General features: G+C 65.2%; 10 protein-coding genes. 8 read left to right on the forward strand and 2 right to left on the reverse strand.

Going from position 1 to position 11,827, the window contains the following annotated elements:
* Nucleotides 1–6: 6 nt before the first annotated feature.
* The 8 genes from AC0MRV_RS08170 to AC0MRV_RS08205 all read left to right on the forward strand — a co-directional run bounded on the left by AC0MRV_RS08170 (nucleotide 7) and on the right by AC0MRV_RS08205 (nucleotide 10,475).
* Nucleotides 7–882 carry a YitT family protein gene (locus tag AC0MRV_RS08170; protein ID WP_472763964.1) on the forward strand — a complete coding sequence of 292 codons (876 nt, stop codon included), beginning with the start codon at nucleotides 7–9 and terminating at the stop codon, nucleotides 880–882.
* Between the two features lie 148 nt (nucleotides 883–1,030).
* Nucleotides 1,031–1,561, forward strand: coding sequence for an RNA polymerase sigma factor (locus AC0MRV_RS08175; protein ID WP_472763965.1), 531 nt, complete (start codon nucleotides 1,031–1,033; stop codon nucleotides 1,559–1,561).
* Between the two features lie 7 nt (nucleotides 1,562–1,568).
* Nucleotides 1,569–2,690 carry a FecR family protein gene (locus tag AC0MRV_RS08180; RefSeq protein WP_472763966.1) on the forward strand — a complete coding sequence of 374 codons (1,122 nt, stop codon included), beginning with the start codon at nucleotides 1,569–1,571 and terminating at the stop codon, nucleotides 2,688–2,690.
* A 123-nt stretch (nucleotides 2,691–2,813) separates the two neighbouring features.
* Complete coding sequence (locus AC0MRV_RS08185; RefSeq protein ID WP_472763967.1) at nucleotides 2,814–6,041, forward strand: TonB-dependent receptor domain-containing protein; 3,228 nt, start codon at nucleotides 2,814–2,816, stop codon at nucleotides 6,039–6,041.
* A gap of 8 nt (nucleotides 6,042–6,049) precedes the next feature.
* Complete coding sequence (locus tag AC0MRV_RS08190; protein ID WP_472763968.1) at nucleotides 6,050–7,210, forward strand: TlpA family protein disulfide reductase; 1,161 nt, start codon at nucleotides 6,050–6,052, stop codon at nucleotides 7,208–7,210.
* Complete coding sequence (locus tag AC0MRV_RS08195; protein ID WP_472763969.1) at nucleotides 7,210–8,010, forward strand: TlpA family protein disulfide reductase; 801 nt, start codon at nucleotides 7,210–7,212, stop codon at nucleotides 8,008–8,010. The genes AC0MRV_RS08190 and AC0MRV_RS08195 overlap by 1 nt, the downstream gene beginning before the upstream one ends.
* 65 nt (nucleotides 8,011–8,075) lie before the next feature.
* The gene (locus AC0MRV_RS08200) at nucleotides 8,076–9,068 is read left to right on the forward strand and encodes an aldo/keto reductase (protein ID WP_472763970.1); all 993 of its coding nucleotides are present in this window, start codon (nucleotides 8,076–8,078) and stop codon (nucleotides 9,066–9,068) included.
* 129 nt (nucleotides 9,069–9,197) lie between these two features.
* Nucleotides 9,198–10,475 carry a GntP family permease gene (locus AC0MRV_RS08205; RefSeq protein WP_472763971.1) on the forward strand — a complete coding sequence of 426 codons (1,278 nt, stop codon included), beginning with the start codon at nucleotides 9,198–9,200 and terminating at the stop codon, nucleotides 10,473–10,475.
* Here the strand turns inward: AC0MRV_RS08205 and AC0MRV_RS08210 are convergent.
* On the reverse strand, nucleotides 10,455–11,171 hold the full coding sequence (locus AC0MRV_RS08210; protein ID WP_472763972.1) for a hypothetical protein: 717 nt from the start codon (nucleotides 11,169–11,171) through the stop codon (nucleotides 10,455–10,457). The two genes, AC0MRV_RS08205 and AC0MRV_RS08210, sit on opposite strands and share 21 nt — an antisense overlap.
* Before the next feature lie 197 nt (nucleotides 11,172–11,368).
* Nucleotides 11,369–11,773, reverse strand: coding sequence for a hypothetical protein (locus AC0MRV_RS08215; protein WP_472763973.1), 405 nt, complete (start codon nucleotides 11,771–11,773; stop codon nucleotides 11,369–11,371).
* Nucleotides 11,774–11,827 lie beyond the last annotated feature (54 nt).

Below are 11,827 nucleotides of genomic sequence, written 5' to 3' on the forward strand. Positions count from 1 at the left end.
ACTGTCATGGCTCGATCTGCAACCACGCCTTCCCGCCGTCGCGATTCACGGCCCCGCACTTGGCGCGACCTCGGACTCGTGGTGCTCGGGTCTTTGGTGGTGGCGCTCGGGTTCAACCTGTTGCTGCGCGCCGGCGGCATCGCGCCAGGTGGGGTGCCGGGGGCGTCGCTGGTGCTGCAACGGCTCAGCGGGCTCGAGCCGGCACTTTGGCAGGCAGGCCTCAATGGTGCTTTTCTGATTTTTGGGGGCTGGATGCTGGGGCGCGCCTTCCTGGTGCGCTGTGCGCTGGGGTCGGCGCTGGTGCCGCTTTTCGTCGCCCTCACGCGCGGTCTGCCGCCCTTGACGCAGAATCCGCTGCTGGCGGCGATCTGCGGTGGTGTGGCGGTTGGTGCAGGCATCGGCCTGGTGTTCCTCGGCCGGGGTTCGGTGGGTGGTTTCAGCACGGTGGCGATCGTAGCGCATCGCATATGGGGGTGGCCGGTCGATCGTTGCATCCTGGTGCTCGATGGCGTCGTGATCACGGCGGCGGCGTTTGTGTTTCCGACTGAGCAGGCGCTGTGCGCCATCGTGTCGTCGGCATTGATCAGCCGCACGGTCCGGCGGGTGTTGGGCGGTGGCGACCATGCCAAACTCGCCCTCATCGTCACGACGCAACCCGCGGCGGTCAGCGAAGCCGTGTTGCACGACATCGACCTTGGCCTGACACGGCTGGCGGGGGAGGGCGGCTACACCGGCGAAGCGCGGGCGGTCTTGATGGTCGTGATGCGCCCGAGCGACACCCCGCGCTTGAAACGGGTGGTGCGCGAACACGACCCGCGCGCCTTTGTCACACTCACCGACGCCAGTGAGGTGCTCGGTTACGGCTTCAAAATGCACGAATAGGCGCGGCCGGCTCGTTTTACGGGTTCCGAGCCTACGACGAACGAACTCCGCAAACCCGTAAGGAATGTGGTGAATATCGGGAAAACCCTTGCGGGTGGCCGCGCCCGGCACGTCAGCTGCACGCGCCGGCCCTGTTCTCGACTCGACCATGCCGCCCGACACTGCGCCCGAAACCGTTTCCTGGTATACCGAGCAGGTGCAACCGCACCGCCCGGCGCTGCGCGCGTGGTTGCTGGCGCGGTTTCCCTCGCTGCCGGATGTGGATGACCTCGTGCAGGAAGCCCTCACGCGCATGATCCGGGTGCGCGAATCGACCGAGATCCAATCCGTGCGCGCCCTCTTGTTCACCACCGCGCGCAACCTCGCGTTGGATGCGGTGCGGCGGCAGAACGTGGTTTCGTTCGAACCGATTACGGAGGTCGGTGATCCGTCCGTCTTTACTGATACCACCGATGTGGTGGCCACCGTCAGCAAACAACAGGAACTCGAACTCTTGACCGAAGCGATCCAATCCCTGCCGCATCGCTGCCGCCGCGTCTTCACGCTGCGGACCGCCTACGGCATGACTCAGGGCGAGATCGCGCGCAAACTCGGTGTTTCCCTCAGCACGGTTGAAAAGGAGATGGCCAAGGGTGTGCGTCTTTGCACGAGCTTCTTTCAGCACGGCGACGTCCGGTGATCCCGACATGAACCCCCCGTCCTCACCATCCTCTTCCCAACCTGCCAGTGCGGCCCTGCAAAAAGCGGCCACCGATTGGCTGGCGCGCCGCGATCGCGGTCTGACCGCCGCCGAGCAGGATGAATACATGCAGTGGCTGAGCGCCGATTCGCGCCACGCCGCCGCCGTCGCGCAACATGCCCAGGTGCTCGAGCGTATGATGCAGCTTTACGAGTGGACTCCCGCCAACGCGGTGGAGCCCAACCCGGACCTCTTCGCGCCCCCACCCCGACTCGAGCGCGTGCGCCAACTGGCGCGCAAACGGTCCTGGTGGGCATGGAGCGGTGGACTCGGTCTCGCCGCCGCCGCGGCTCTCATGGTGCTGTTGTGGCGCGGCTCGCCCGCAACGGATGCGCCGCCGGCCGACGCTCTGGCCGCCAACCGCCCGGCCTCTTTTCTCCACGTCAACGAACGCCTTGCGCTGCCCGACGGTTCGCGCGTGGAGCTTAACGATGGCGCGGAGCTGGTCGTGCTCTATTCCGAACACGAACGCCGCGTGCGCCTCACCGCCGGCGAGGCGCACTTCACGGTGTGGAAGGACGTTTCCCGTCCGTTCATCGTCGAAGCGGATGGGGTCGAGGTCGTCGCCGTGGGCACCGCTTTCAATGTGCAGCTTAGTCCCGAGGCGATCGAAGTCCTCGTGACCGAAGGTCGCGTGCGCGTGCAGTCCGAGACCGAATCGGTCGCGGCCGTGGCACCGGCGGCGGCCAAGGCGGCCGAGATGTCCGCCGAAATGTTTGTGTCCATGGGGCAACGCGCGGTGGTGCCGCGCGCGGTCGCGTTGGCTGCCGGCGTCCGGGTCGAACCGTCCGTTACCGCGGTATCGACCGACGAGATCGCGGCCGAATTGGCCTGGCAGGCGCCGCGCCTGCAGTTCGACAACACGCGGCTGGCCGACGCCATTGCGGAGTTCAACCGCCTCAACCGCCACCAGCTCGAGCTGCGCGATCCGCGTCTCGGCGATCTGCGCATCGGCGGCAATTTCCGGCCCGACAACGTCGACGGGTTTGTGCGTCTCCTTGGCCTGACCTTTGACATCGCGGCCCGGCCGCTGGGCGAGGGCCGCACCGAGCTTTCCCGCGGTCGCTGATTGTATCCGGATTTCGGATGCGGCAACAGGCGTCGGACGGCTGCGAAACTTTTTCGTGAAAACGTTTACGGGTGGGGCGGGGCGACTCGTCTCTAGAATGGACCGCCCCTGCGGTCGCCGATCATGACCTATCTCCAAATGCTCAAAAGCCTGCGCGCCGTGATGTTCGGTGTGCTCTGCACCGTGGCGGCCTTCGCTGCCACCGAGACCGAAAAGACCTACAACCTGCCGGCGGGCGATGCGACCGTTCGCCTCAAGGAGTTTGCCGAGATCTCCGGCCGGGAGACGCTCTTTGCCGCCGAAACCGTGCGCGGCATCACCACCAAACCCGTGCAAGGCAAACTGGGCGCCGTTGACGCGCTCAAACAAATGCTCGCCGGCACGGGCCTGGTGGTCATGACCGATCCGCAGACCGGCGCGCTCGCCGTGCGACGGGATTCGGACCCAAACGTCCCACGGACGGCGCCAGCGGCCAGCGACCGTCCGAACCAAACGACTCGCATTGAAGACGGCGCGCTCGTGCTCGAGCGCTTTGAGGTCACCGAGCATCGCATTGAGGGCGTGATCAATCGCGGTCTGCTCCAATCCGGCGAGAACGCTCCCCTCTACCACGACGTCATCACCCGCGCTGAAATCGAGCGCATGGGCGTCGCCAGCCTGGAGGAACTTTTCCGCAACCTGCCGCAGACCTCTTCGCTGTCCACGCCGCTGCAAGGCACGGCGAGCAACACCGGCGTCTCGGGCGGTTTGCTTCCCACCTACTCGACGGTCGGTTTGCGTGGTTTCAGTTCTGCGCAGACCGTTGTGCTGGTGAACGGTCGCGTGATGCCGCGCACCGGTCTCACCGACGGGGGCGGCGCCGATCTCGGTCGCATTCCGCTCGCCGCAATCGAGCGTGTGGAGCTGTTGCCGTCGTCCGGTTCCGCCATTTACGGCGCGGGGGCGTTGGGTGGCGCGATCAACATCATCCTGCGCAAGGAATACGCCGGTCGTGACCTCACCGCCTACATCGGCACTTCGACCGAGGGCGGCGCGACCGAGGCACGCATGACCTACCTCGAGGGCATGCGCTTCAACGACGGCCGCACCGGCCTGACCACCACGCTCAGCTACCACCACCGCGACGCTCTGCGGTCGGAGGATCGCGATTACCTTGCCAAAGCGATGCGCCGCTACGGTCCCAACTCCACCCTCACCAATGCGCAGGGTGTGCCTTACTTCGAAAGCATGATGCTGCGCGCCTACGCCGGTGCGCCCGGCACCATCCTGATCGGCGGCCAAGCCAGTCAACCCGGCCTCGGCATTCCCGGCGCCGAGGGGGCGCGTTACGCGGCGGTGCCGACGGGCACGACGCCGGAGCAATCCTTCAATCTGACGCCGGCCGACTTCGCCGGCACCGCCGGCGTGGCCAATCTCGAACCGCGTTTCGGTCGCACCGTGATCTATGAACCGATCGACGTGTTGAGCTTCAACGCCATCCTCGAGCATGAGTTCGTCCCGGACCGACTCGACGGTTACGTCGAGCTCACCGTGGGCCGCACCGAGAAAAACTACGCCGCACCGCAGAGCTTCAGCATCAGCCTGAGTGAGACCGATCCCCTCAATCCGTTTCGCACCGATGTGACGCCGGGATTTGTGGGCCGACCGATCACCGTCTTTCTCGACCTGCCCGATCTCCCCGATCCGGAGTTTGACTCCCAATACGATTCCGCCCGTCTCGTCGCCGGCCTCAAGGGCCAGCTGACCGAGACCTGGGAATGGTCGGTCGATGGCACCCTCGACTACATCGAGAGCGACGTGCACAGCCTCAATCCGGAGCAGGCAGTCTCAAACCTCTCCGCCCTCTCGCCCTTCGCCAGCCCGGGGCCGTCGGCCTCCGCCGCGACCCGTCGCGCGTATTACCCGATCCTCGCCGATCACGACGCGTATCCGGTCAACGCAGCCGACGCGGCCAACTACACCCTGTATGATCGCAACAGCTTCAGTCGCGGGGTGCAGAAGGAAATCAACGCCCGCCTGCTCGGCGATGTCTTCAACCTGCCGGGTGGACCGCTGCGCGCCTCCGTGGTGGGCAAGTTCTCCGATTGGACCTACACGGGTGGCCAGCGTATCATTCAGGGCAACGGCCTTTACCAAGCCATCAATGGCGAACCGTATTTCGACGACCCCTCCTCCTCGGAAGCTTCGCGCGAGGTGACCTATGGCGCAGTGGAGATCAGCATTCCGGTCTTTGGCGCCGACTGGAATCCGGTGCCCTTCATCGAAAGCTGGGACATCCAGGCCAGCCTTTCGATCGAGGAGAGTTCGACCGAGGGGATCGACTCCAACGACAATCCCTTCACGAACGATCAGTCGGCCGACAGCAATGTCATCGCGACCAAGATCCAGTTCACGCCCGACATTGCGATTCGTGGTTCCTACTCGGAGGGGTTCTATCCGCCCAACTGGTCCGACGTCAGCCTGCCGGAAACGCAGTTCATGTTGCCGGGTTTCTTCCCCGATCCCGCCCGCGGCAACACCATGCAGTTCACGCCGATGATGACGATCAAGCAGGGCGGCAATCCGGGCCTCGAGCCGGAAACCGCCGAGTCCTACAACGTCGGCCTGGTCTTTACGCCGCGTTTCCTGCCGGACTTCTCCCTCAACCTCGACTTCTGGCGCATCGAGAAAGCGGACGCGATCGTCTTCCAATCCTTCGTGAACGTGATCGCGAATCCGGAGGCCTTTGGTTTCCTCATCACTCGCGAAGAGCCGACCGCTGCCGAGGCGGCGATGGGCTGGCTCGGCCGCATCACCGAAGTCGACGCGCGGGCCTTCAATGCTTCGATCACGCGCACCGAGGGGGCCGACATTCGGCTGCGCTACCGTTTCGGCGCGGGCGAGCTGGGTGACTTCATCTTCAATGCCAGCGCGACCTTCACCAACAGCTTCGAGCTGCTCGCCACCCCGACCGCACCGATTGTGGAGCAGGTGGGCGCCGGCGGTCCGGTGCACTGGCGCGGCAACGCGGCGGTGACCTGGCAGCGCAACCGTTGGTCGGCCACCGTCACCGGGCGCTATGTTGACAGCCGCTTCGGTCCGACCACCGATCCGTCACCGAGTTTCCCGGGGGCGTATCCGATCGATGGGCACAAGCTGCCCTCCATTCTCACCGGCGATGTGCAGGTCAGCTACGAGGTCCCTTACGCCGCCGATTCGCGCAATTGGTTCCGGGGCACCAAGTGGACCCTCGGCGTGCTCAACGTCACCAACGAGGAGCCAACCTTCATCACCGACGGTCAGGCCTTTTACGACCGCGCCGCCGATCCGCGGCAGCGCTTCCTCTACGTGCAGATCAAAAAATCCCTCTGAGACCCGCCATGACCTCCCGTAACCTTTTGGCCCGCTTTCGGCGGATGATCCCCGTTGTCGCGGCGGGCCTGGCGTTCGTGTTGGGCGCCGGGTCCGTCGTGGCCGCTGAATCCGCCGAGGCCGACTTCCAGGCTCTGCGCGAGCTCATGAGCTCGCCGCGCCCAGATGAGCTGAATCCGCGCGAGAACTACCTCTGGTTTGACGGCGTCACGCGCAAGGTGAGTGCCGCCGCGCTGCAGTTTCTGGAGGACCATCCCGATGATCCGCTGCGCTGGGAAGTGGCACTCATTCTGCAGCAGCGCCGCTTCCACCCGCGCTTTGTGATCTCGATCGACGAAGGTTACCCGGAGGGCGGCGAGTCCGCGGTGCATCGCGACACGGCCAAGGAGCAGGCGTTCGAGGCCAAGGTCGCCCAGATCGAACTCGAACTGCGCGCCGCCACCGACGCCCCGGATCACGTGCGCGAGCAACTCGAGTTTGCCGATCTCAATCCGAAGTTCTTCCCGGCCTACGACGCCATGCGCGAGGGGCGGTCACCCGATCTCTCGACGATCGAGCCGGCCTTTCGGGATTTCATCGCCCGCTGGCCCGACAGCGAGACCGGCCGCGGTATGCTCTCGACTTTCGTCAGCCTGAAGATGGCGACGGCGGATAAACCGACCGAAGAGGAAGTGCTGCAGACCTTCGCCGACAGTCCCAATCGCCACGCCCGGGCCTACGTGAAGGACCGGCTGCGGTTCTTCGAGCTCAGCCAGGCGCCCTTTGAACTGGCTTTCACCGCCATCGACGGCCGCGAGGTCGATCTGGCGAAGCTGCGGGGCAAAGTGGTGCTGATCGATTTCTGGGCCACCTGGTGCGGCCCCTGCATCGCCGAGCTGCCCAACGTGAAGCAGGTGTATTCGGATTACCACGACAAGGGCTTCGAGATTGTGAGCATCTCGCTCGACGACGCGAAGGATCGACAGAAGTTCATCGACCTCGTCGCCAAGGAGGAGGTCACCTGGCCGCAGCGCTTCGAAGGCCTGGGCTGGAATGATCCGCTGGTGAAGACGTGGACCGTGAGCGGCATCCCGGCCATGTTCCTGCTCGACCAGGACGGCATGCTGGTCTCGACCAACGCCTGCGGTCCGAAGCTCGAGGCCGAGGTGAAGCGTTTGCTCAAACTCTGATGAAGGCGCGCAAGCTGCTCCGGCCCCTGATGCTGTTGGCCTGCGCCGCGGGCTGGCTCGCGGCGGAATCACCGACGCCGGAGGAGCAAGCGATCAATGCGATTGTGCGCGAAACGTTTGCGCCGCTCTTCGCCGCCGCGGCCGGCGCGCAGGCGCAACAACAGCCCTACGACGCGGCGCCGCTGGATGAGGCGATGCGAGCCTTTCTTGCCGAATGGCCGGATGCTCCGCACGGGTGGGACCTGTTCGTGGCTTACTCCCGTTTCGCGCTGGGCGGTTCACCCGCCCGCACGGAAACGGAGTTGTTCGAAAGCTACCGCGATTCACCCAACCGCTACGTGCGGGACTACGTCGAGAATCGGCTGCGTTTCAGCGAGCTGGCGGAGCAGCCGCTGGAGTTGAGTTTCACGGCCATGGATGGGCGCGAGGTCGATATGGCGCAGTTGCGCGGCAAGGTCGTGCTGCTCGATTTCTGGGCCTCCTGGTGCCAGCCCTGCATTGAGGAGCTGCCCAACGTGAAACACGTTTTCGCCGCGTATCACGAACAGGGTTTTGAGGTGATCGGCGTCTCCCTCGACAAAGCGGCGGCGCAGGGGGCGTTTGCCCGAAAGGTGGAGGAGCACGACCTGCCCTGGCCGCAGTGCTTCAACGGTCTCGGCTGGCATGACCCGCTGGCTTCGAAGTTCGGTGTCACCGCCATTCCGGCGACCTTCCTGTTCGATCAGAGCGGTCGGCTGGTGCGTTCGGACGTCCGCGGCGAGGAGCTTGAGGCTGCCGTTGCGGAGCTGCTGGCACCCTGAGCGATCAGTGCCGGGTGCGGCGTTGACTTGCCAGCTCGGGCTCAGGTGCTACGCAAACGGGTGACATGAATATTCGTCCCCTGGGCAAGACCGGCCGCAAAGTCGGTGAAATCGGACTCGGCACCTGGCAACTTGGCGCGAACTGGGGCGATGTGACCGAAGAAGACGCGCTGGCCACCCTGCAAGCCGCCGTGGCGGGTGGCGTGACCTTTCTGGATACCGCCGATGTTTACGGCGCGGGCCGCAGCGAGACCATCATCGGCGAGTTTCTGGCCGAACACTGCGACGAACCGGACGAGTTGTTTGTAGCCACCAAACTGGGTCGCGGCAGCGAGCCGGGCTGGCCGGAAAATTTCACCCGTGCGGCGGTGCGCCAGCACACCGAGGACTCGTTGGAGCGGCTAGGGGTCGATGCGCTCGACCTGACGCAGCTGCACTGCGTGCCGACCGAAGAACTTAAAAAAGGCGCCTTGTTCGACTGGCTCGACGAGCTGAAGGACGAGGGCAAAATCAAGGCCTACGGAGCGAGCGTCGAGTCGATGGAGGAAGCGTTGTATTGCATCGACGATGGCCGCGTCGCCTCGCTGCAGATCATCTTCAACGTGCTGCGGCAAAAGCCCATCACCGCGCTGTTTGAAAAAGCCAAGGCCGCCAACGTCGGTCTCATCGTGCGCCTCCCGCTCAACAGCGGGCTGCTCGGCGGCAAGATGTCGAAATACACCACCTTTGCGGCCGACGATCACCGCAACTTCAACCGCGACGGCCAGGCCTTCAACGTGGGCGAAACCTTTGGCGGGCTGCCGTTCGAGACCGGCTTGGAAATCATCGAAGAACTGCGACCGCTCGTGCCGGAAGGTTACACCATGGCCGAGTTTGCCCTGCGCTGGATCCTCGATCACGACGCTGTGAGCGTGGTCATTCCTGGCGCGCGCAGTCCCGAGCAGGTGAAGGCCAACCTGGCCGCCGCCGCGCTTGAGCCGTTGTCGGCCGAACTGCACGAAAAGCTCGCGGCCTTCTACCGCAGCCACGTCGCCGACCACATCCGCGGACCTTACTGAGGGGGCGGGACGGTGGACTGCTGAACGACCGCCAGCGGAAGAGAGATTTGTCGTCGCGCCAAAGGGGGGTCGCCCTAGAACGGAGCCATTACCCCGTTCCTGCTCCTGATCCTCACGGTGGCGTTCATTGTGTTCGCCACCACTCGTTGGCGACTGCCGCCGTTCCTGGCGCTGCTGGTTGGCGCGTTGGGCTTCGGCCTGGCGAGTGGTTTGTCGGCGGAGCAAACGCTGACCGCGATGACCGGCGGCCTCGGCAAAACTGTCGGCGGCATCGGCGTCATCATCGCCTGCGGCTGTGTGATCGGCGCCGTGCTGGAGCACACCGGCGGCGCGCGGGCGCTGGCGGAACTGGTGTTGCGGGTCGTGGGCCGCACGCGGGCCGTGCTGGCGATGGGGCTGACGGGTGGCGTGGTGTCGATCCCGGTGTTTTGTGACTCGGGTTACGTGGTGCTGTCGCCCCTGGCGAAATCGGTGGCGCGACGTTCGGGTCAGTCGATGGGCGCGATCGCGGTCGCGCTCAGTATGGGGCTTTACGCGACCCACTGCCTCGTGCCGCCAACACCGGGTCCGGTGGCGGCGGCGGGTGCGTTGTCGGCCGATCTCGGGCAGGTGATGGGTTTTGGCCTGCTCGTCGCCGTGGTGGTGATAATGGCGACCGGCCTGTTTGCGAAGTGGGCGGGACGCCGTTGGCCGGTGGCGGTCGACGATAAGGTGGCCGATGAGGCGACGGACACGGGTGTCCTTGGGGCTGGTGCCGCGATGTTGCCGTTACTGGTGCCGGTCGGGCTGATCGCGGTGCGTTCGTTCGCGCCGGGGGAGGCCGGATCGACGTGGCACGCGGTGGTATCGGCGTTGGGCAATCCGAATCTGGCCCTATTGATCGGCGCCTTGCTCGCGCTCGTCTTGGGGCGACGCAGCGGCGCAGCGGCTCTTGGCGAGTGGTCGGGTGATTCGCTGAAAACCGCGGGCAGCATCGTGCTGGTGACCGGGGCTGGCGGCGCCTTGGGCGCGGTGTTGCGGGAGACGCCGTTGGTGGATGTGATCGGAACGACCTTGTCCCAACTGCAATTGGGACCGCTCAACATCGTGCTGCCGTTCCTCGTGGCGGCGGCGCTGAAGACCGCGCAGGGGTCGTCGACCGTCGCGATCGTGACCACGGCGTCGCTGATGGCGCCGTTGCTGGCGACGCTCGGACTTGATCAGGGCGCCGTGCTCGCACTCACGGTGCTGGCGATCGGCGCGGGCGCGATGACGGTGTCGCACGTGAACGACAGCTATTTTTGGGTCATCACCCAGCTCTCCGGTTTGAGTGTCGCGCAGGGCTATCGTTTGGTGACGCTCGGCTCGGGCGTCGCCGGCCTCACGGCGATCGGGGCCGTGGTGGTGCTACGCATGCTCTTCGGTTGAGCGGTGCTGCGAGAGGTGGGCCATCAGCAGGGTGAAGAAGCAGAGCACCAGGTTTTGCATCGGCAGCTGTAGGGGCACGGGCAATACATAGATGAGTGCAACGGTGGGCGCCCAGATGCCGAAGTTGGCGATGAAGACGGGAAGCAGGTTGCGCGCATACCAGCCCGGCCGCCGCATCTGGGACCAAACCGGCGCGAAGCGGTAGCGGTGTTCAATCCACTGGTAGCCGATCCACATGGTCGGCACCGCCCACAGCGGACAATAGACCAGTTGATCGAGAAAGGATTTGAGCAGCACGGTGCTGATGGTGGGTTCGTTGCCCAGCAGCAGTGCGAGTCCCGCATAGAGGGCGTGCACTTCGAGTCCCTTGATGCCCCAGAACAGCACGAGGCCGAGCCCCTGCCGACCATCGTAACGGGCGCGCGTCGCGGGCATGAGGCGCAGGTAGATCCATGGGATCAGTCCGCCGGCCAAAGAGGTGGAGAGCATGCTGAACCCGACGCCCCAGCGCGCTCGCAGGTCGGTCAGCCCCTTCAGGCCATCCGCGATGCCCGGCACAAAGTAGTAGCCCAGCACCAAGCTCAAAGCCACCGCCTGCAATACCAGCCCTGGCCCGATATTGGCCCGCGCCCCCTCCAGCCCGGCTCGCCAAGGCGCCCGCGCAACGATCCCACCGGAGGCTGATTCTGAACTCATCGCGCGACGCTGCTCAGGGCCCTTCCGCAACGCGAGCCCAACCCCAGTAGCCGCCCCACTTGTCACTTGCTAAGTGACAAGTGGCTTCCGAATCGCTGGTCGCGATCCCGGTGGCCGACCGTTGGTGGTTCCGGTTTGTCACTTAGTAAGTGACAAACCAGTTGGCGTGCGGAAGGGAAATTGCGGTGTCTTAGCCATCACAGGGAATCTGGTGCGGGAGTGGAGGGAACGCGGGCTGCTTGTTCCGCCCGGATGAGCCACGCGACCAGCATCAGAGTCCGTTCCGCATCCGGCATGGCCGAACCACGGCGAAGGAATTCGGTGACGCGCTGACGGGGAAGATTGAGTTCGCGGGCGAGCACGGCCCTGGCGCCCCGTTTGTCGAGGCGCCGTATGAGTCGCTCCCGCAGGTGGTTCCACATGGGAGTGTCCGCGCCGGGCTGGAGATCGTGGCGCCGCGAGGTTTCAAGCCCGGTGCGCTTCAGGGTGGCGGTGGCGCGGGCCTGGCGCCCTGCTTCGACAGCATAGTCTAGGATCGCCATCAGCGTATCTGTGAAAATCGCATCGGGAGGAGGCAGGCCGCTGCCGAAGGTAGAGGTCATGGAAGCCAATCGGTTTGAAGGGTTGTGGCCAGCGAGACCAAGCTGGTTTGTCAC

The sequence above is a fragment of the Actomonas spartinae genome (genome assembly GCF_051209155.1).
GTDB lineage: Bacteria > Verrucomicrobiota > Verrucomicrobiia > Opitutales > Opitutaceae > Actomonas.

Excerpts from the sequence above, each read along its gene's own strand:
- AC0MRV_RS08170 (WP_472763964.1), top strand. The coding sequence starts at position 7 with ATGGCTCGATCTGCAACCACGCCTTCCCGCCGTCGCGATTCACGGCCC.
- AC0MRV_RS08175 (WP_472763965.1), top strand. The coding sequence starts at position 1,031 with ATGCCGCCCGACACTGCGCCCGAAACCGTTTCCTGGTATACCGAGCAG.
- AC0MRV_RS08180 (WP_472763966.1), top strand. The coding sequence starts at position 1,569 with ATGAACCCCCCGTCCTCACCATCCTCTTCCCAACCTGCCAGTGCGGCC.
- AC0MRV_RS08185 (WP_472763967.1), top strand. The coding sequence starts at position 2,814 with ATGACCTATCTCCAAATGCTCAAAAGCCTGCGCGCCGTGATGTTCGGT.
- AC0MRV_RS08190 (WP_472763968.1), top strand. The coding sequence starts at position 6,050 with ATGACCTCCCGTAACCTTTTGGCCCGCTTTCGGCGGATGATCCCCGTT.
- AC0MRV_RS08195 (WP_472763969.1), top strand. The coding sequence starts at position 7,210 with ATGAAGGCGCGCAAGCTGCTCCGGCCCCTGATGCTGTTGGCCTGCGCC.
- AC0MRV_RS08200 (WP_472763970.1), top strand. The coding sequence starts at position 8,076 with ATGAATATTCGTCCCCTGGGCAAGACCGGCCGCAAAGTCGGTGAAATC.
- AC0MRV_RS08210 (WP_472763972.1), bottom strand. The coding sequence starts at position 11,171 with ATGAGTTCAGAATCAGCCTCCGGTGGGATCGTTGCGCGGGCGCCTTGG.
- AC0MRV_RS08215 (WP_472763973.1), bottom strand. The coding sequence starts at position 11,773 with ATGACCTCTACCTTCGGCAGCGGCCTGCCTCCTCCCGATGCGATTTTC.